Here is a 17,149-nt window from a genome sequence, read left to right as displayed (position 1 = left end):
CCGCATTACAGTGAGCCTTATGCCCGTCTCTCAACACACCATCGCCGGCACTGTGCTCACCATGCCGGTGCGCATCCGCACAGCCAATCTGCACTCCGCGATGTTCTCGGTTCCCGCCGTGGCGGCACAACAGCTCATCGACTACAGCGGGCTGCGGGTGTGCGAATACCTGCCCGGCAAGGCGATGGTGATGCAGATGCTGGTGCGCTATGTCGACGGAGACCTCGGCCGGTACCACGAGTACGGCACCGCGGTCATGGTGAATCCGCCGGGCGTCCAAACACGTGGACCGCGAGCGCTGGCCAAGGCCGCGGCGTTCATCCACCACCTGCCGGTCGACCAGTCGTTCACCCTCGAGGCCGGGCGCACCATCTGGGGCTTCCCGAAGATCATGGCGGACTTCAACGTCCGCGAGGGCAAGAAGTTCAGCTTCGATGTCAGCGCGGACGGGCAGCTGATCGCCGGCATCGAATTCAGCAACGGCGTTGCGGTGCCCACCCGGGGCGCGCAGGTGCTCCAGACCTACTCTCACCAGGACGGGGTCACCCGGGAGATTCCGTGGGAAACGCGAATCACCGGAATGCGCGCCCGGCTGGGCGGTGCACGTCTGCATCTGGGTGAGCACCCCTACGCCAGGGAACTTGCTTCGCTGGGGCTGCCCAAGCGTGCGCTGGTTTCCCAATCGGCAGCCAATGTGGAGATGACGTTCGGCGACGCGCACGCCATCTGAAGTCAACCCCACCGGGCCAATCTAGAACGTGTTCTAATCACCTGGCAAGAACCGCGTGGATCAGCCTCCAACAAGTCCGGCGAGCTCGCGGACCTGCTCAACGCTGCGGGCGCTGACCACCATCATGGTGACACCGGCGGCTTCCCAGACCTCGATCTGCTTACGCACGTAGTCGGCGTCGCCGACGATCACGGCGTCATCGACCAGCTCGTCGGGGATGATCTCGGCGGCCTCGTCCTTGCGGTTGGACCGGAACAATTTGGTGACGTCGTCGACCACTTCCGCGTAGCCCATCCGGCGGTAGACGTCGGCGTGGAAGTTGGTGCCCTCGGCTCCCATTCCCCCCATGTAGAGAGCCACGAACGGTTTGATGGCGGCGAACGTCGCCGGCCGGTCCTCGGTGACCACTATCTGCGCCGTCGCACAGATCTCGAAGTCCGCGCGGCTGCGCCGGGCGCCGGGGCGGGCGAATCCCTCGTCCAGCCATTCGTTGTACATGTCGGCCATCCGGGGCGTGTAGAAGATGGGCAACCAGCCGTCACAGATCTCCGCGGCCAGTGCGACGTTCTTCGGCCCCTCGGCACCCAGCATGATCGGGATATCCGCACGCAATGGGTGGGTGATGGGCTTGAGCGCCTTACCCAGGCCGGTTGTCCCGGCACCCGTCAGCGGCAGCGGGTAGTGCGGGCCGTCGCTGGTCACCACCCCTTCCCGGGCCCACACCTGGCGCAGGATGTCGACGTATTCACGGGTGCGGGCCAGTGGTTTGGGGAACCGCTGCCCATACCAGCCCTCCACCACCTGGGGACCGGACACGCCCAATCCCAGAATGTGCCTGCCACCACTGAGGTGGTCGAGGGTCAGCGCCGCCATCGCGCATGCGGTCGGAGTACGCGCGGAGAGCTGGATCACCGAGGTGCCCAGCCGCAGCCGCTGGGTCGAGGAACCCCACCAGGCCAAGGGTGTGTAGGCGTCCGAGCCCCACGCCTCGGCGGTGAAGACGGCATCGAATCCGGCTTCCTCGGCCGCGGCGACCAACTCCCCAGCGTTCTCGGGGGGCTGCGCGCCTCAATACCCCAGCTGCAATCCGAGCTTCATCGCTGCCTCTCTCAGGGCCCCAAGAAAGCCCTAGTTGAAACCGTTCTTAGAACCTGTTCTACTCGAAGGCGTGACAGCCAGTTCGAGCGGCCCGACCCTGATCGATCACCCTGAGCCGCCCCTCTCCGCGCCGTTGACGTTGTCCTTCGACTACACCCGTTCGGTAGGTCCCACCCTCGGTGAGTTCTTCACCGCGTTGCGCGAGCGCCGGATTCTGGGAGTCCGTGGATCCGACGGGAGGGTGCACGTGCCGCCGGCGGAGTATGACCCGGTCACCTACGAACCGTTGGGCGAAATGGTACCGGTGTCGGCCGTCGGCACAGTCGCGTCCTGGACCTGGCAGCCGGAGCCGCTACCGGGGCAGCCGCTGGACCGCCCGTTCGCCTGGGCACTGATCAAGCTCGACGGCGCGGACACCCCGCTGCTGCACGCCGTCGATGCGGGCGGGCCGGACAAGATCAAGACCGGCGCCAGGGTCCACGTGCACTGGGCCGACGAGACGGTGGGCGCCATCACCGACATCGCCTATTTCAAGCTGGGCGAGGACGCCGAGCCGCCCGGAGAACCGAGTGAGCAGGATCCGGTCAAGATGATCGTCACGCCGGTGTCGCTGACGATTCAGCACACCGCCTCACACGAGGAAAGCGCCTACCTCAGGGCCATCGCCGAAGGAAAACTGCTCGGCGCGAGGACCGGCGCGAAGGGGAAGGTTTACTTCCCGCCGCACGGGGCCGATCCGGCCACCGGCCAGCCGACCACCGAGTTCGTCGAACTGCCGGACCAGGGCACGGTGACCACGTTCGCGATCATCAATATCCCGTTCCAGGGTCAGCGCATCAAGCCGCCCTACGTCGCGGCCTACGTGCTGCTCGACGGCGCCGACATTCCGTTCCTGCACCTGGTCGCCGACATCGACGCCAACGAAGTGCGGATGGGTATGCGCGTCGAGGCGGTGTGGAAGCCCCGCGAGGAGTGGGGATTCGGCATCGACAACATCGAGTATTTCCGGCCGACCGGGGAACCGGACGCCGACTATGACACCTACAAACACCACCTGTAAAGGGCTCACCCACACATGAGTGATCGCAATGTCGCGGTCGTCGGCTTTGCCCACGCCCCGCATGTCCGCCGCACCGACGGCACCACCAACGGCGTCGAAATGCTGATGCCCTGCTTCGCGCAGCTGTATGAGGATCTGGGCATCACCCAGTCCGACATTGGCTTCTGGTGTTCGGGATCCTCGGATTACCTAGCCGGAAGAGCATTTTCGTTTATCTCTGCGATCGATTCGATCGGCGCCGTGCCGCCGATCAATGAATCCCACGTGGAGATGGATGCGGCCTGGGCGCTTTTCGAGGCTTACATCAAGATCCTGACCGGCGAGGTCGACACCGCGCTGGTCTACGGCTTCGGCAAGTCCTCGGCGGGCATCCTGCGCCAGATCCTGTCGAGGCAGACCGATCCCTACACCGTTGCGCCACTGTGGCCGGACTCGGTGTCGATGGCGGGATTGCAGGCCCGCCTCGGCCTGGATTCCGGCAAGTGGACCCACGAGCAAATGGCTCAGGTCGCCCTCGACTCGTTCGCCCGCTCGCAACGAAACGACTCCGAGAAGCCGGCCAAGAGCATCGACGAGCTGCTCGCCCGCCCGTTCTTCAACGACCCGCTGCGACGGCACGACATCGCGCCGATCACCGACGGCGCGGCCGCGATCGTCCTGGCCGCCGATGATCGCGCTCGGGAGCTACGCGAATCGCCAGCGTGGATAACGGGTTTCGAGCACCGCATCGAATCGCCGTCGCTGGGCGTGCGCGACCTGACCGTCTCGCCGTCCACCGCCGTCTCAGCCAAGGCGGCCAGCGGCGGTGACACCGGCATCGACGTCGCCGAGATCCACGCCCCGTTCACCCACCAGCATCTGATCATCGCCGAGGCGATCGGGCTCACCGACAAGACGAAAGTCAACCCGTCCGGCGGAGCGCTGGCGGCCAACCCGATGTTTCTCGCCGGCCTCGAACGCATCGGCTTTGCGGCGCGACACATTTGGGACGGTTCAGCCGGTCGCGTGCTAGCACACGCCACCAGCGGGCCAGCGCTGCAACAGAACTTGGTCGCGGTCATGGAAGGGAACAACTGATGGCCGGAGCCCGAGCACAGCTGGCCGCGGTACTGGGTACCGGGCAGACCAAGTATGTCGCCAAGCGCCAAGATGTCTCGATGAACGGCCTGGTGCGCGAGGCTATCGATCGGGCGCTGCAAGATTCCGGGTCGACGTTCGACGACATCGACGCCGTCGTGGTCGGTAAGGCGCCCGATTTCTTCGAGGGCGTGATGATGCCGGAGCTGTTCATGGCCGATGCCATGGGCGCCAGCGGCAAGCCGCTGATCCGGGTGCACACGGCGGGCTCGGTGGGCGGGTCCACCGGTGTGGTGGCGGCCAGCCTGGTCCAGTCCGGCAAGTATCGCCGCGTGCTGGCGATGGCGTGGGAGAAGCAGTCGGAGTCCAACGCCATGTGGGCCTTGTCGATTCCGATTCCCTTCATCAAACCGGTCGGCGCCGGCGCCGGCGGCTATTTCGCCCCACACGTGCGCGCCTACATCCGCCGCTCCGGAGCTCCGTCGAACATCGGCGCAATGGTCGCGGTGAAGGACCGGCTCAACGGCAGCCGCAACCCGCTCGCACATCTACAGCAGCCGGACATCACCCTCGACAAGGTGATGCAATCACCGATGTTGTGGGACCCGATCCGCTACGACGAGACCTGCCCGTCGTCGGACGGCGCCTGCGCCGTGGTGATCGGCAATGAGGAAATCGCCGATGCGCGCGTTGCCGATGGGCACCCGGTGGCATGGATCCACGCGACCGCACTGCGCACCGAACCGCTGGCATACTCCGGACGCGACCAAGTCAGCCCCCAGGCCGGCCGTGACGCGGCCGCGGCGCTGTGGAAAGCGGCCGGAATCACCAGTCCGATCGATGAGATCGATGCCGCCGAGATCTATGTCCCGTTCTCCTGGTTCGAACCAATGTGGTTGGAAAACCTTGGGTTTATGCCCGAGGGCGAGGGCTGGAAGCTCACCGAGGCCGGTGAGACCGCGATCGGCGGGCGGTTGCCGGTGAACCCGTCCGGCGGCGTGCTCTCATCCAACCCCATCGGCGCCTCGGGGTTGATTCGTTTCGCCGAGGCGGCTATCCAGGTGATGGGCAAGGGCGGCGATCACCAAGTGCCCAATGCCCGGAAAGCCCTGGGTCACGCATACGGCGGCGGCTCGCAGTATTACTCCATGTGGGTGGTGGGGGCCGACAAGCCATGAGTCCGATGAAATACACCGTCAGCATCGCGATGGGCCCGATCGATGAGCTGATCGGCATCGCCAAGACCGCCGAGGAAGTCGGATTCGACTCGATCGCGTTGCCGGATTCCCTGTTCTACATGGAGAAGGCCGCCGCCGACTATCCCTACACCCCCGACGGTTCGCGGATGTGGAACCAGGACACACCGTGGGTAGATCCCCTGATCGCGGCCGCCGCGATGGGGGCGGCCACTTCGAAGCTGCGCTTCTACACCAATGTGCTCAAGCTCGGGTCCCGCAATCCGCTGCTGCTGGCCCGTCAGGTCGGCTCGGTGGCCAACCTGACCAACAACCGCTTCGTGGCCAACCTGACCAACAACCGCTTCGGCTTCGGTGTCGGGATCGGCTGGGCGCCGGAAGAGTTCGAGTGGTGCGGTGTTCCGTACCGGCGCCGCGGCGCGCGAGTCGACGAGATGATCGACGTGATCAAGCTGGTGCTCGGTGGCGGCATGGTCGAGTTCCATGGCCAGTTCTACGATTTCGATCGCCTGCAAATGAGCCCGGCCCCCAGTGAGCCGGTGCCGTTTTACGTCGGTGGGCATACCGACGTGGCGCTGCGTCGCGCAGCCCGCATCGGCGACGGCTGGACCAGCGCGATGATGACCGGTGAGCAGCTGGCCGAAACCATCGGAAAGCTCAACCAACTGCGCGCCGAATATGGGCGAGCCGAGCAACCATTCGAGTTTCAGGCGGTGTGCATCGACAAGTTCGGAGTGCAGGGCCACCGCGAGCTCGCCGAGGCCGGGGTGACCGACAACATCGTCATACCGTGGGTCTTTGACGGCTTGGGGTTCGACGCGCCGCTGGGCAAGAAGCAGGACTCGATGAAGCGCTTTGCCGATACGTATATCCACTCCGGGTGGCAAGCCGCGTGAGTTCCACACATCCCGCCCACGAAGCCGGCCGCAGATCCCGGGAAGCGGTCACGGCCCGCAACAAGCAAGCCTGGCTGGCAGTGTTCGCCGACGACGCGGTCGTCGAAGACCCCATCGGCCCGTCCGCCTTCGATCCCGAGGGAAAGGGTCACCGGGGCCGTGCCGCGATATCAGCCTTTTGGGACAAGGCGACCGAGCCCACCACCAGAATCGAGTTTTTCTTCCGCGACACTTACCAGTGCGGCCAGGGCTCCGGCGTTCCCTGCCAGTGCGGCAACGAGGAGGCCAACGTCGGCCACATCCTGATCACCACCGGTGACTACCAGGTCACGGCGGAAGGTGTGTTCACCTACAAGGCCAACGACGCGGGACAATTGGTGGCCCTGCGCGCCTACTGGGAGATGGACCGGGCCGCCGCGACCACCAGAAAGGCTTAGCCGGCCGCGCCAGCGCCCCCATTTAGGCATCGCACCGGGTATGCCGACTGAGGTACGGTCTTGGGGTTGCGATCACCGAAGGTGGTGAAGGAGTCGCCCCATGGCGGGTGTCGGGTTCAGAATGTCGCCGCGGAAATGGGCAAGAGCCGCGATGGCCGGTGGCGCGGTAATAGTCGTGGCGATTCTCGCGGTCAGCGCCTATTTGATCGTCAAACCATCCGGCAAAACGCCCTCCGATCAGCTCGACCGGTCGGCCGCCAGTGTCGCGGCCCAACCCACCCAGACTACCCTGCATTTCAACCCGTCCGGCCCCGCTGCGGTGGCCGTGGACAGTCTCGACACGGTGTACGTCGCCGACTCGGGCAATAGGCTGGTGCAGAAACTCACCACCGGATCCAGCAAACCGGTCACGGTTCGGATCGGCGAGCCGATAACGCCGGGCGGTGTTGCGGTCGACCGCCACGACGTCGTCTATGTGATCGATGAAGCCGCCAACCGGGTATTGAAGGTGCCGGCCGGCTCCACAACCCCGGTCGAACTCCCGTTCACGGGCCTTGCCGACCCACACGGTTTGGCCTTCGACAGCGTCGACACCTGCTACGTCGTCGACCACGTCAACAACAACGTGCTGAAACTGCCCGCGGGCTCGACCACCCCCAGCGAACTCGGCTTCACCGGCCTGGACCGTCCCTACGATGTGGCAGCAAACAACGTCGGTACCGTCTATGTCACCGACAGCGGCCACAACCGGGTATTGGCGCTGGCCACGGGTGCGACACAGCCGGTAGAACTCCCGTTCACCGGCCTCAATTTCCCGGCTGGCGTAGCGGTGGATCTCAACGGCAACATCTATGTGGCCGACCTGAACAACAACCGGGTGGTGCGGCTGGATGCCGCTACGCACGAACAGACCGTCCTGCCTTTCGACGATCTCTTTTCCCCGACCGACGTCGCGGTGGACAACCACGGTTCTGTCTATGTGATCGACTACCACGACCGGGTGCTGAAACTGCCCGCACAGTCCAACAGCCACCATGAGCCCTGACGAATTCGACTGGTCGGCAATGCCGTTGACTACGGCATCGATCCGAATCGGTTCCAGCCCCGCCCGATGCCGCGCGGCAAGGTCGCGATACGGCGCCTGGCCTGGACCAGCTAGCGCCTGCGACCCAGCTCACACATCGCACCGGGCATGCCGATCGGGTACTGTCTTGGCGTTGCGATGACCGGAGGAGGCGAAGGAGTCGGCAGATGGCGGGTGTCGGATTCGGGGCGTCGCCACGCAAGTGGCGAAAGCTGGCGATTACCGGTGGCGCGATAGTCGTCGTCGCGATTCTCGCGGTCACCGGCTACCTGATCTTCAAGCCATCGGGCCAAGCGCCGGTCAAACGGGTCGACCTATCCACCGCCGCCGACCAACCCGCCCAGATCAAGCTGCATTTCCACCTGGCAGATCCGGACGGGGTCGCCCTGGACAGTTTCGATACGGTCTACGTCGCCGACTCGGGCAATATGCTGGTGCAGAAGCTGCCTGCCGGATCCAACACCCCGTCGGCGTTTCCGATCTCGGCCAAGATAGTTCCGGGCGGCGTAGCGGTGGACCGTCACAATGCCGTCTATGTGATAGACGCAGCTACCAACCGGGTACTGAAGGTTCCGCCCGACTCCACCATCCCGATCGAGCTCCCGTTCACGGGCCTTGCCGACCCACACGGCTTGGCCTTTGACAGCGCGGACACCTGCTACGTCGTCGACCACGTCAACAACAACGTGCTGAAACTGCCCGCTGGCTCGAGCACACCCAGCGAGCTGGGTTTCACCGGCCTTGACCGTCCCTACGATGTGGCAGCCGGCAACGCCGACACCGTCTATGTCACCGACAGCGGACACAACCGGGTGGTGGCGCTGGCCGCAGGCGCGACACAGCCGGTGGACCTCCCGTTCACCGGCCTCAACTTCCCCGCTGGGGTGACCGTGGACCTGAGCGGCAACGTCTATGTGGCCGACCTGAACAACAACCGGGTGGTGCGGATGGATGCCGCCACACACGAACAGTCCGTGCTGCCTTTCAAGGATCTCTTTTCCCCGACCGACGTGGCAGTCGATAGTCAGGGGTCGGTCTATGTCATCGACTATCGCGACCGGGTGCTGAAACTGCCTGCGCAGTCCAACAGCCGCCACGCTCGCTGACGAATTCGATTGGCCTACAAAGCCCATTAGCCACGCACCGCGCGAATTGGCGTCCTGTACCAACCGCATCTGTGATACTCGTTGCAGGCGCAGGAGGTAAATCATGGCGGTCGTTGTCAGCCCGGCGATCCTGGCAACGACGAGCGACAAGGCGCTGACCATCGGGTCACTGATCCGCGAAGCCAACAGACTGGCGGAATTCGCCACCACCCAGCTTGCGCCCGCGGCCGGTGACGAGATCTCGTTAGCAGTTGCGACATTGTTCGCCTGTTACGGCCAGACGTATCAAACGCTCGGCATCGCGGCCGCGAGGTTTCACGACGAGTTCGTGGGCAACCTGCGCGCGGCCGCGACGTCCTATGCCAGCGCCGAGGCCACCAACGTCTCGCTCGCTCACGACCTGCTGAACACGGTGAACGCACCCGCCCAGACGCTATTGGGGCGCCCGCTCATCGGCAACGGCGCTAACGGCGCGCCGGGCACGGGCGCAAACGGTGGCGACGGTGGGATATTGATCGGCAATGGCGGCAGCGGCGGGTCCGGCGCGGCCGGCTCGGTGGGCGGAAACGGCGGTGCGGCGGGGCTGCTCTGGGGCACCGCCGGAGCCGGCGGCGCCGGCGGTAGCGCCAACTCCGGAACCGGCGGTGCTGGCGGGATCGGCAGCGCCGCAGGACTTTTCGGAACAGGAGGCGCTGGCGGCGCGGGTGGCGCCGACGGCACCGCGGTCGGAGGCTCATTGACGGCCAACGGTGGGGCAGGCGGGGCCGGTGGCCTCGGCGGCATGCTGTTCGGCACCGGCGGGTCCGGCGGGGCCGGTGGCGTCGCCCAGCTGGTTGCCGGCACCGGTGGGGACGGCGGCCATGCCGGACTGTTCGGCACTGGCGGCGCGGGCGGCGCCGGCGGGCTCTCCCTGGCGGGCGGAGGGGCGGGCGGTGACGGCGGCGTCGGTGGCGGCGGCGGATGGCTGTTCGGCGACGGCGGGGTCGGTGGAATCGGCGGGAATCTACTGGACAACGACGCCGGGGTCGACGGGGTCGGCGGCGCGGGCGGGGCCGGCGGTGTCGCGGGCTTGGTCTTCGGTGCCGGCGGGGCCGGCGGCCACGGCGGAAGTGCGATAAACGCCAACGCCGGATCTGGCGGTGCCGGCGGCGCCGGTGGCGCCGGCGCGTTGTTCGCCGGTAATGGTGGGGTGGGCGGCACCGGCGGGAATTCGCTCGGGACCGGTGGCGGGATGGGTGGGGCCGGCGGCCAGTCTTGCGTGTTCGGTGACGGTGGCGCCGGCGGGACCGGCGGAGACTCGGTCAACATCGCCGGGACCGGTGGCGCCGGCGGCGCTGCCTGGCTGGTCGGCGCCGGTGGCGCGGGCGGTGTCGGCGGGTTCGGTGACCTGATTGGCGGTGCCGGCGGCAACGGCGGTGCCGGCGGTGCACTTGTCGGCGACGGCGGTGCCGGCGGTGCCGGCGGGATTACCGCGCTGTCCGGCAATGCCGGCGGGGACGGCGGCAATGGCGGCAAGGCCGGGCTGATCGGCTCCGGTGGTTCGGGCGGCGCCGGTGGGCAGGCCCTGCAGCCTGGGAGCACCGGCGGCACCGGCGGGGCCGGCGGCAACGCACAGTTGATCGGCAACGGTGGCAACGGTGGCAATGGCGGGTCGGGCCAACCGGATAACGGCAACGCCGGCGCGGCCGGGGCCGGTGGCCTGTTGGCCGGCCTCAACGGGACACCGGGGCTGAACTAACCGGGGTTAGAGCGGCTCCAGCCCGGCCATGTGTCGCGCCGCCAGGTCGCGATAGGCCTGCGGATTGACATTGACCCACATCTCCGCGCCGGTTCCGGCAATCGGTCCCTTCACCTTGGCCGGTGCCCCGGTGACCAGCATTCCCTCCGGAATCTGAGTGCCGCCCACCACCAACGAATGCGCGGCGACCAGACAGCGCGCGCCGATCACGGCACCGTCGAGAACCGTTGCGTGGTTGGCGATTAGCGCCTCAGCTCCGACGTGAACGCCATGAATCACGCACAGGTGCGCCACCGTTGCGCCCGGGCCGATGTCGACCGGGATGCCTGGCGGTGCATGCAACACGGACCCGTCTTGCACATTGGCGCCCTCCCGTATCACGACGGGCGCGTAGTCGCCTCGAAGCACGGCGTTGAACCACACCGACGCGCCCGCCTCGACGGTGACGTCGCCGATCAGCGTCGCGGTTGGCGCTACGAACGCGGTGGGATCAACGCGCGGGGAGCGACCCTCAAACGAAAATAGCGGCATCGTTTACATATACCGCAACATGCATATGCCGTGGCCAGACTCGCCGTCGTTGCACTCCCCCACCCCAAAACTGTAACGTGTTCTAGTTAGAGACAGTGATCTGGAGGTTACGGGTGAGTACCGACACAACTGCCGTCGGCGTCCGGGAGATCGACGCCGGCATCTTGCCGAACAGGTATGCGCGCGGCTGGCATTGCCTGGGCGTTGCCAAGGACTTCATGGACGGTAAGCCCCATGGAGTGGAGGCGTTCGGCACCAAGCTGGTGGTGTTCACCGACTCGCACGGGGACCTGAAGATCCTCGACAGCTATTGCCGGCACATGGGTGGTGACCTGTCGGAGGGCACCATCAAGGGCGACGAGGTGGCCTGCCCGTTCCACGATTGGCGCTGGGGCGGTGACGGCCGCTGCAAGTTGGTGCCCTACGCCAAGCGCACGCCCCGGATGGCGCGCACCCGGTCGTGGACGACGGATGTCCGTGGTGGGCTGCTCTTCGTCTGGCACGACCACGAAGGCAACCCACCCGACCCCGCGGTCCGCATCCCCGAGATTCCCGAGGCCGCGAGCGATGACTGGACCCAGTGGCGGTGGAACCGGATTCTCATCGAAGGCTCCAACTGCCGCGACATCATCGACAACGTCACTGACATGGCGCACTTCTTCTACATCCACTTCGGGCTGCCGACCTACTTCAAGAACGTCTTCGAAGGCCACATCGCTTCGCAGTATCTGCACAACGTCGGGCGCCCCGATGTTGACGATCTCGGGACCGCTTACGGTGAAGCACACTTGGATTCGGAAGCGTCGTATTTCGGGCCGTCGTTCATGATCAACTGGCTGCACAACAGCTACGGCGGGTACAAGTCCGAGTCGATTCTGATCAACTGCCACTACCCGGTGACCCAGGACTCATTCGTGCTGCAGTGGGGTGTCATCGTCGAAAAGCCCAAGGGCATGGACGAAAAGATGACCGACAAGCTGTCGCGGGTGTTTACCGAAGGTGTCAGCAAGGGCTTCTTGCAGGACGTCGAGATCTGGAAGCACAAGACCCGCATCGACAATCCCCTGCTGGTCGAAGAAGACGGCGCCGTCTATCAGATGCGGCGCTGGTATGAGCAGTTCTACGTGGATGCCGCCGACGTCACCCCGGAGATGGTGGAACGCTTCGAGATGGAAGTCGACACCACCCGCGCCAACGAGTTCTGGCGAGCCGAGGTCCAACAGAATCTGGAGACAAAGAAACTCCAGGAGCAGCAGGCCGAATCGGTGCCCGACGACGTGCCCGCCGAGCAACACTGACGGCCATGGCAGCACCGGACGATCAAGAGGTCCCCGACGTCGATCAACTCGCCAGGTCGATGCTGCTGCTCCTCGGTGACCATCATGATCACCAGGAATCCTCCGAACAGCACCATGGGCGTCAGCCCTGTTCGAAGTCAAGGGATTTCACCAACGACCCGCAGCGCGGCGCGGCGGTTCGCCAAGCCAGTCTCGCCGATCGCGAACGCTATCTCACGGCCGGATTGCAGCCGGTGGATTGCCGGTTCTGCCACGTTACCGTCACCGTCAAGCAACTCGGTCCGGGCCATACCGCGGTGCAGTGGAACACCGAGGCAGCACAGCGGTGCGCTCATTTCGCCGAAGTCCGGCGATCCGGCGGGGATACCGCGCGCACCAAGGCCTGCCCTAAGATGACCGACAGCATCCAGCACGCCATCGCCGAAGGCGTGCTGGTGCAACATGATCCAGACTAATCGTCAGAACCCGGCGAACCGCTCCTTGACAGCTTCGGCGGTCAGGCCGTAGTCGGCCAGCGAGTACCTATGCTTTGGCGCGCGCTCACCGGTCTGACTCTCGGCGTGGATCTTTGCCATCGCCGCTCGAGCCTCATCGGTCAGTGTCAGGCCAAAGTGCCGATAGATGTCGGCCACCGTCCCCATCGGGTCGGCAATCAGATCCCGATAGTCGACGTCGTAGAACTGCGCTGGGTCGTAATTGGTTCGGGCGGAATCGAACCGCTGCAGGCCGCGCGACCAGGTCTCCATTGCGTCGGCACCGATCTGGGCGCCGACGAAGTTCGTCGACCAGCCTTCGGAAGTGTGCTGGGCCAACGAGCACATCGAGGCCATGATCGTCTCGACCGGGCGGTGGGTCTGTATCACCAGCGCGTCGGGATAGCTGGCCATCAACGCATCCAATGCGAACAGATGACTGGGATTCTTTAGCACCCAGCGTTTTTCGGCATCGTTGAGCCCGATGAGCTGAAGGTTTTTCCGGTGCCGTTGATACGACGGTGTCCAGTCTTGCTTTGCCAGCCACTGCGCATAGCTGGGCAGGTGGGCGAGGGTCTCATACGACACCGAATGCAACGACTGCCGCAGTAGCTGCCAGCACTCCTCCAGCTCGTAGGCGGCCATGAAGTGCAGGCCGGTATAGCCGGGATTGTCCTTGTGGTGCTGGGTGAACTGGGCGTCGAGCTGGCGGTAGAACGGGTTTGTCTCCCATGTCTCGCGGGGCGGGCGCGGCTGCGGAAACTCGGCCAGCCACATGTGTAGACCCTGGTGGGCCGGGTCGGCACCAAGCAGTCGGTGCAACGCCGTGGTGCCGGTCCGCACCAGGCCGGTCACGAAGATGGGCCGCTGGATCGGCACTTCGGCATATTGCGGGTACTGCTTCCATGCGGCTTCGGACAGCAGCCGGGCAACCAGGGCGCCGCGCAGGAAGAATCGGTTCATCTTGCTGCCCAGCACGGTGAGTCCGGCCTCGCGCCGATAGGAGTCCAGCAGCACCTCCAGCGCTTCACGATAGTTGTCCTGGTCACTGCCAAAATCGTCCAGCCCGACCAGTTTGGTAGCCGATGCATGCAGCTCGTCGACGGTTCCGACATCGGTGCGATCGGCCATCAGGTGTGGTACTCCCCGCAGTTGACGTCCAGGGTCTGCCCGGTGATGCCGCTGGACAGGTCGCTGGCCATGAACAGGATCGCCGACGCCACCTCGTCCTCGGTCGGGAGTCGCTTGAGATCACTCTGCGCGGCCGTGGCTTGGTAGATCTGCTCCACCGTGGTTCCGTACTTGCCGGCCTGGTGCTCGAAGTAGCCCTGCAGCGTGTCACCCCAGATGTAGCCCGGCGCAACGGAATTTACCCGAATGCCCTTCACACCGAGTTCCGCTGCCAGCGAGTGTGACATCGCCAGCAATGTCGACTTAGCCATCTTGTAGGCGCCGAACTTGGGCTGCGAGTGCCGTAGCACCATCGAGTTGACGTTGACGATCGAACCATTGGTTTCGGCCAGCGCCCGGGTGAAGCCCGCAATGACGCGCAGCGCCCCCAGCGCGCTCAGCTCGACCGCATCCCGAATATGTTGAAATGTGTTCTCGGCCAACGGTTTCATCGATGGCACCCGAAACGCGTTGTTGACCAGCACGTCGATCTTCCCGTATGCCTCGAGCGGGGCATCGACCAGGTTGCTCACCTGATCGTCGTCGGTGATGTCGGCGCGAACCGCGATGGCTTGTCGCCCCTTGTCGATGATCTGCTTGGCAAGTTCATCGAGGCGATCGCCACTGCGGGCGGCCAGCACGAGGTCGGCCCCCTCGGCCGCGCACCGATGCGCCAGGGTGGTCCCCAGTCCCGGCCCCACTCCGCTGATGACAAGGGTCTTTCCGTCAAGTAAACCTGGCATCACCGTTTCCTATTCAACCCAGCATCCTGGCTGCAATTTGTTTTTGGCGCAGTGCAATTCGCGCGCGCCAGTCTTCTTCGGAAATCTTGTTGTGCTCCAGATACGGCAGCACGGATCCGACCGCGTCGAAGTCCACCAACTCCACACTCGGCCCGTCAGCGTCAGTGAGCTGCCGCGACACCCGCTGCCAACGGAACTGCAGGAACCCGCGCCGGTGACCGAGGGTTTCCACCCAGTTGGTTACGCCGGGATTGCGGTCGGCCACCACAATGCGAACCTTGCCGTCCGGATCCGCCTGGGCTTGAGAGTTGTTCAGGGAGGTCTGATGGTTGATGTAGTCCAACGAGATGTACCACATGCTGCCGAGCTGAAAGCCCAGATAGGGGGCGTCACTCACCGGCACCGTGATCACCAGCGCCTGGTCGGGGCGAAGGTCGAAGTGTCCGGCCGAGGAATACTGCGTGGCCAGCCCCCCAGGGGTCAACCGGGGCGCCACCATGGTGTTGACCGGGATGTTGAGATAAAACCACTGCGGAAACTGCAACCACGTCTTCACCCGGTCCACCAGCTGCTTTCCCGCGACGGTGTAGCGCTTTTGCATGGTCTCCCGGGTCAGCGGGGGCGGCGCGGTGCCGGCGGTATCCAGCCTGGAAATGGCTAGCGTGCCGCGCTGCGCGGACCAGTCCGCATAGACCTCCCGGATCACCAGTTGCCCGTTGCTGGTCGGCCGGAGCCGCCATTGAAAGCTGCCGTCCGACGCGATTTCGAGTTCACGGTCGTCGAAAGCGGCCTGACTGACCGGCACGTTGTCGTCGGTGTACTCACCCCCGAGCAGCTGGAAACTCAGGTCGGTGGTGGTGCCCCGGTTGCCGATGACGACGTAGTCACGGTCGGCATGCACCCGCGTGCCGAAGTAGAGGGTGTCGGGGTTATCGAAGCCCATCTTGCTGAACGGACCGGTACCCGACTGCAGGAAGGGGTGATCACGCTCGTAGTCGAAGGCCAAATGCAGGCAGCCAGCGATGCAGCCGGCCAGATATTGCAGTCCTTCGAGCAGGTCGGCTTCGGTTTCGATGTGTGGTGCCGCCGTGACCAATTTCTCGGCTTCGGCAATCGCCTCGGTCAGCGGTTGCGAGACAGGTTGCAAGACAGGTTGCGAGACGGGATGGGAGGACACGACTTCGACGCTAGAACGTGTTCCTATTTTGAGTCAATGGCGAACATTTTGCGGCGTAGCGGCGCTGCCCACCAACGAAGCCAGCTCACCTCACCGACCATCGATTTTCGGGCTCGATCGCCGCCCCCAGCGCGTCGCGCCTGGCGCCAACAACATCGGAAGCTTTGTTTAACACACCCGCAATTGACCGCTGCGTACCGTGGCTGCATGCGCCGCGACCCGCCGCGAACGATGGGCGTCGAGGAGGAGTTTCACCTTGTCGACCTGAGGTCCAGGCGCCTGACGACACGCGCCCCGGACCTGCTCGCGAAGCTTCCGGAGGACTACGTCGCCGAACTTCAAAGCTGCGTCGTCGAGACCAACAGCGGCATCGTCGACGGCCTGGACGCGCTGCGCGCCGACCTGCTTCGGCACCGGCGGTTGTTGGTGGACGCGGCCGACGAAATCGGCGTGGGCGTGGTGGCCGCCGGCGCCGTGCCACTGTCGGTACCCGCCGAGCTTCAGATCACCCAGACTCCCCGCTACCTGCATATGCTCGCCGACTACCAGCTACTCGCCCGCGAACAGCTGATCTGCGCCACCCATGTGCACGTCGGCATCGATGACCGCGACGAAGCGATCGCCATCGCCAACCTCCTGCTCCCCTGTCTGCCGACGCTGCTGGCCCTGTCGGCCAGCTCGCCGTTCTGGGCCGACGGGTCGGACACCGGCTATGCCAGCATGCGCACGCTGGTATGGCGACGATGGCCGACGACCGGCCTGGCCGCCCCGGTGCAGTCGGCAACCGAGTACGACGCGCTGGTCAAGGCATTGATCGCCAGCCAGGTGATCACCGACTACGGCATGATCTACTTCGATCTCCGGCCGTCCAGCCACGCGCCCACGCTAGAACTGCGAGTGTGCGACAGCTGCCCGTCGGTGGACACCATCGTGCTGGTCGCCGGACTGTACCGGGCCGCCGTCGCTCGGGAGGCCGAAGCGATCCGCGCCGGCACCCCCGCGCCGGCGTTTCCCTCGACGGTGGGCAGCGCGGCGCTCTGGCGTGCTGCCCGCTCGGGGCTCGAGGGCGACCTCGTCGACCTCACCGGGCCCGTCCCGGCGAGCCGACCGGCCGGGGACGTGGTCAACGATCTGGTGTCCTCGCTGCGACCGCAGCTCGAAGCCAGCGGCGACTGGGAGATGATCGGCGAACTGACCCGCCAGACCCTGCTCTCCGGTACGTCCTCGGCTCGGCAGCGGCGGGCGCTGCGCCGCCGCGGCCGCCTCACCGACGTCGTAGATCAACTCATCGCCGAGACCGCTGGGCGCGTCAAGCCCACCACCGCGGCGGTATCG

The 17,149-nt window shown here is 65.4% G+C and carries 15 protein-coding genes and 2 pseudogenes; 12 read left to right on the top strand and 5 right to left on the bottom strand.

Annotated elements, in window-relative coordinates; genetic code table 11:
* Positions 1–19: 19 nt before the first annotated feature.
* Entirely contained in the window at positions 20–730 is a 711-nt protein-coding gene (locus MMSP_RS05170) for an acetoacetate decarboxylase family protein (protein ID WP_020785748.1), read from the top strand.
* A gap of 60 nt (positions 731–790) precedes the next feature.
* Here the strand turns inward: MMSP_RS05170 and MMSP_RS05165 are convergent.
* Positions 791–1,828, bottom strand: a pseudogene (locus MMSP_RS05165) (LLM class F420-dependent oxidoreductase).
* Between the two features lie 70 nt (positions 1,829–1,898).
* On the opposite strand from MMSP_RS05165, the gene MMSP_RS05160 reads away from it, so the two are divergent.
* The 8 genes from MMSP_RS05160 to MMSP_RS05125 all read left to right on the top strand — a co-directional run bounded on the left by MMSP_RS05160 (position 1,899) and on the right by MMSP_RS05125 (position 10,422).
* Positions 1,899–2,888, top strand: a complete 990-nt coding sequence (locus MMSP_RS05160; RefSeq protein ID WP_012396530.1) for a Zn-ribbon domain-containing OB-fold protein — start codon at positions 1,899–1,901, stop codon at positions 2,886–2,888.
* 15 nt (positions 2,889–2,903) lie between these two features.
* The gene (locus tag MMSP_RS05155; protein ID WP_020785746.1) at positions 2,904–3,965 is read left to right on the top strand and encodes a thiolase domain-containing protein; all 1,062 of its coding nucleotides are present in this window, start codon (positions 2,904–2,906) and stop codon (positions 3,963–3,965) included.
* Positions 3,965–5,143 carry a thiolase domain-containing protein gene (locus MMSP_RS05150; RefSeq protein WP_015357371.1) on the top strand — a complete coding sequence of 393 codons (1,179 nt, stop codon included), beginning with the start codon at positions 3,965–3,967 and terminating at the stop codon, positions 5,141–5,143. The genes MMSP_RS05155 and MMSP_RS05150 overlap by 1 nt, the downstream gene beginning before the upstream one ends.
* Before the next feature lie 5 nt (positions 5,144–5,148).
* Positions 5,149–6,057, top strand: coding sequence for a TIGR03619 family F420-dependent LLM class oxidoreductase (locus MMSP_RS05145; protein WP_036426201.1), 909 nt, complete (start codon positions 5,149–5,151; stop codon positions 6,055–6,057).
* Entirely contained in the window at positions 6,054–6,494 is a 441-nt protein-coding gene (locus MMSP_RS05140) for a nuclear transport factor 2 family protein (protein ID WP_036426200.1), read from the top strand. The genes MMSP_RS05145 and MMSP_RS05140 overlap by 4 nt, the downstream gene beginning before the upstream one ends.
* 100 nt (positions 6,495–6,594) lie before the next feature.
* The gene (locus MMSP_RS05135) at positions 6,595–7,539 is read left to right on the top strand and encodes an NHL repeat-containing protein (RefSeq protein WP_036426199.1); all 945 of its coding nucleotides are present in this window, start codon (positions 6,595–6,597) and stop codon (positions 7,537–7,539) included.
* 206 nt (positions 7,540–7,745) lie between these two features.
* Positions 7,746–8,684, top strand: a complete 939-nt coding sequence (locus MMSP_RS05130; RefSeq protein WP_020785743.1) for an NHL repeat-containing protein — start codon at positions 7,746–7,748, stop codon at positions 8,682–8,684.
* Positions 8,685–8,787: 103 nt separating this feature from the next.
* On the top strand, positions 8,788–10,422 hold the full coding sequence (locus MMSP_RS05125) for a PE family protein (protein WP_020785742.1): 1,635 nt from the start codon (positions 8,788–8,790) through the stop codon (positions 10,420–10,422).
* Between the two features lie 6 nt (positions 10,423–10,428).
* Here the strand turns inward: MMSP_RS05125 and MMSP_RS05120 are convergent, their stop codons facing one another.
* Entirely contained in the window at positions 10,429–10,953 is a 525-nt protein-coding gene (locus MMSP_RS05120; protein WP_015357379.1) for a gamma carbonic anhydrase family protein, read from the bottom strand.
* 113 nt (positions 10,954–11,066) lie between these two features.
* On the opposite strand from MMSP_RS05120, the gene MMSP_RS05115 reads away from it, so the two are divergent.
* A complete protein-coding gene (locus MMSP_RS05115; RefSeq protein WP_012396539.1) occupies positions 11,067–12,251 on the top strand; it encodes a Rieske 2Fe-2S domain-containing protein in 1,185 nt (394 codons plus the stop codon).
* Between the two features lie 5 nt (positions 12,252–12,256).
* The gene (locus MMSP_RS05110; protein ID WP_015357381.1) at positions 12,257–12,706 is read left to right on the top strand and encodes a hypothetical protein; all 450 of its coding nucleotides are present in this window, start codon (positions 12,257–12,259) and stop codon (positions 12,704–12,706) included.
* Between the two features lie 3 nt (positions 12,707–12,709).
* Here the strand turns inward: MMSP_RS05110 and MMSP_RS05105 are convergent, their stop codons facing one another.
* From MMSP_RS05105 to MMSP_RS05095, 3 genes are read right to left on the bottom strand one after another with little or no spacing between them, the layout of a single operon-like run.
* Positions 12,710–13,855, bottom strand: a complete 1,146-nt coding sequence (locus tag MMSP_RS05105) for a sulfotransferase (RefSeq protein ID WP_012396541.1) — start codon at positions 13,853–13,855, stop codon at positions 12,710–12,712.
* Entirely contained in the window at positions 13,855–14,637 is a 783-nt protein-coding gene (locus MMSP_RS05100; protein ID WP_020785741.1) for an SDR family oxidoreductase, read from the bottom strand. The genes MMSP_RS05105 and MMSP_RS05100 overlap by 1 nt, the downstream gene beginning before the upstream one ends.
* Before the next feature lie 13 nt (positions 14,638–14,650).
* Positions 14,651–15,784: a hypothetical protein gene (locus tag MMSP_RS05095; protein WP_020785740.1), complete on the bottom strand. Its 1,134-nt coding sequence runs from the start codon at positions 15,782–15,784 to the stop codon at positions 14,651–14,653.
* A 237-nt stretch (positions 15,785–16,021) separates the two neighbouring features.
* Here MMSP_RS05095 and MMSP_RS28015 point away from each other — a divergent pair.
* Positions 16,022–17,116 (top strand): annotated as a pseudogene (locus tag MMSP_RS28015) (glutamate--cysteine ligase); the annotation flags it as partial.
* Positions 17,117–17,149 lie beyond the last annotated feature (33 nt).

Source organism: Mycobacterium sp. 012931 (assembly GCF_000419295.1).
GTDB lineage: Bacteria > Actinomycetota > Actinomycetes > Mycobacteriales > Mycobacteriaceae > Mycobacterium > Mycobacterium marinum.
This window is presented reverse-complemented; position numbering and strand designations above follow the sequence as displayed.

What these genes read in the sequence shown, in the direction of transcription:
- MMSP_RS05130 (WP_020785743.1), top strand. Translation starts at nt 7,746, where the DNA reads ATGGCGGGTGTCGGATTCGGGGCGTCGCCACGCAAGTGGCGAAAGCTG.
- MMSP_RS05135 (WP_036426199.1), top strand. Translation starts at nt 6,595, where the DNA reads ATGGCGGGTGTCGGGTTCAGAATGTCGCCGCGGAAATGGGCAAGAGCC.
- MMSP_RS05100 (WP_020785741.1), bottom strand. Translation starts at nt 14,637, where the DNA reads ATGCCAGGTTTACTTGACGGAAAGACCCTTGTCATCAGCGGAGTGGGG.
- MMSP_RS05170 (WP_020785748.1), top strand. Translation starts at nt 20, where the DNA reads ATGCCCGTCTCTCAACACACCATCGCCGGCACTGTGCTCACCATGCCG.
- MMSP_RS05105 (WP_012396541.1), bottom strand. Translation starts at nt 13,855, where the DNA reads ATGGCCGATCGCACCGATGTCGGAACCGTCGACGAGCTGCATGCATCG.
- MMSP_RS05125 (WP_020785742.1), top strand. Translation starts at nt 8,788, where the DNA reads ATGGCGGTCGTTGTCAGCCCGGCGATCCTGGCAACGACGAGCGACAAG.
- MMSP_RS05155 (WP_020785746.1), top strand. Translation starts at nt 2,904, where the DNA reads ATGAGTGATCGCAATGTCGCGGTCGTCGGCTTTGCCCACGCCCCGCAT.
- MMSP_RS05150 (WP_015357371.1), top strand. Translation starts at nt 3,965, where the DNA reads ATGGCCGGAGCCCGAGCACAGCTGGCCGCGGTACTGGGTACCGGGCAG.
- MMSP_RS05110 (WP_015357381.1), top strand. Translation starts at nt 12,257, where the DNA reads ATGGCAGCACCGGACGATCAAGAGGTCCCCGACGTCGATCAACTCGCC.
- MMSP_RS05145 (WP_036426201.1), top strand. Translation starts at nt 5,149, where the DNA reads ATGAAATACACCGTCAGCATCGCGATGGGCCCGATCGATGAGCTGATC.
- MMSP_RS05120 (WP_015357379.1), bottom strand. Translation starts at nt 10,953, where the DNA reads ATGCCGCTATTTTCGTTTGAGGGTCGCTCCCCGCGCGTTGATCCCACC.